The sequence below is a fragment of the Vibrio sp. 10N.222.48.A3 genome (assembly GCF_041475345.1).
Lineage (GTDB): Bacteria > Pseudomonadota > Gammaproteobacteria > Enterobacterales > Vibrionaceae > Vibrio > Vibrio tasmaniensis_A.
In genome coordinates, this window is record NZ_JBFRVX010000778.1 from 1 (window position 1) to 1,467 (window position 1,467).

Sequence of the window (1,467 nt, forward strand, 5' to 3'; positions counted from 1 at the left end):
GAATATAAGTCGCCAATATTATTGGCGACTTTCACGGTTCTAGTGTTTAAGGAAAAGTAAATATGGAAAACAGCTCTCGACTTTTATTTTCGAATCAATGGCTGCTGCCGAACGGACTGCTGTCATTCAAAAGGCATTTTTTATTCAGCAAGATAGCGATAACCTTAGCTTTGTTGGCTTTAAGCTTGTTCTCATTCTCCAGTACAGCAAAAACGAGGATTATTCAAGACGAGCAAGGTCAGTTTGAGATAGCGACTACCCCGCAACGCGTTGTGGTGTTGGAGTTCTCATTTGTCGATGCGTTAGCTGCGGTAGGCGTGTCTCCGGTTGGTGTTGCCGATGACAATGATGCTTCGCGAGTGATTCCGGCGGTGCGTGAATTAGTGCAACCATGGGAATCGGTTGGGATGCGTTCGCAGCCTAGTCTAGAAGCTATTGCGGTATTAAAGCCCGACCTGATCATTGCCGATGCAGAGCGTCATCGTACGGTTTATCAAGATCTACAGCGAATCGCACCAACTCTGCTGCTCAAAAGCCGTGGAGAGACTTATCAAGAGAACTTGGAATCTGCGCTTAAGGTCGGTATCGCCCTCGATAAGCAATCGGCAATGGAACAAAGAATTCACCAACATCAACAAGCCATGGTGGAATTTAAAAGTCATTTCTCGCTTAAACAAACAGTCCAATTTGCAGTTGTGTCGGAAAAAGGAATGTGGCTACATAGCCCTGCTTCGTATGCCGGAGGTGTACTCACCACATTAGGTATTGCTAGCCCAATAGTGGAACCGACAGACAAGGCGTACTTGCCAACCAGCTTTGAGTTGTTGTTGAAAACAAATCCTGATTGGTTGCTCCTTGGTGCTTACTCAGATCCAAATATCGTTGATGATTGGCAGAAAAACCCACTGTTTAATGTATTAACATCCGCGAAGAATCAACAAGTGGTAGAAGTGTCACCAGCACTATGGTCATTGAATCGAGGCATGTTGGCCGCGGAACAAATGGCGAAAAATCTAGAGCAGATCTTGGATCGTTCATGAGTTCGATGTTGCTCTCTAGAGGTAAGCGACGTTCGCTTATAGTGTCGTGGCTTACGGTATTAGTGTCGTGGCGAGTCACGTTATTTACGGCTTTAGTGTCGTGTTTGACGATGTCTGGTTACTTGGCCTCTATGCTAGGTTGGTCTAATTTCTCCCTAACATTGAGTGACTTAGTTCACTATTGGTTTGCGTTTGATGAGAGCAATATGACTCATCAAATATTGGCGACACTTAGAGCTCCAAGGGCTCACGCTGGGTTATTGATTGGTGCAAGCTTAGCCGTCGCCGGACTGTTGATGCAGGGATTAACACGTAACCCACTTGCGTCTCCATCAATTCTAGGTATTAACGCTGGCGCAGCCTGTTTTATGGCTTTAGCTGCGATAGGCATACCTGTGGTGAGTGATTTAAACCCGATCCTTAATGC

At 45.7% G+C, this 1,467-nt stretch carries 2 protein-coding genes; both read left to right on the forward strand.

Features of this window, described 5'->3' with window-relative positions:
- Positions 1 to 62 precede the first annotated feature (62 nt).
- The gene (locus AB4653_RS19685) at positions 63 to 1,040 is read left to right on the forward strand and encodes a Fe(3+) dicitrate ABC transporter substrate-binding protein FecB (RefSeq protein WP_102257567.1); all 978 of its coding nucleotides are present in this window, start codon (positions 63 to 65) and stop codon (positions 1,038 to 1,040) included.
- Positions 1,037 to 1,467, forward strand: a 431-nt coding sequence (locus AB4653_RS19690; protein ID WP_372105088.1) for an iron chelate uptake ABC transporter family permease subunit, incomplete at its 3' end; no start/stop codon positions are given. The genes AB4653_RS19685 and AB4653_RS19690, both read left to right, overlap by 4 nt.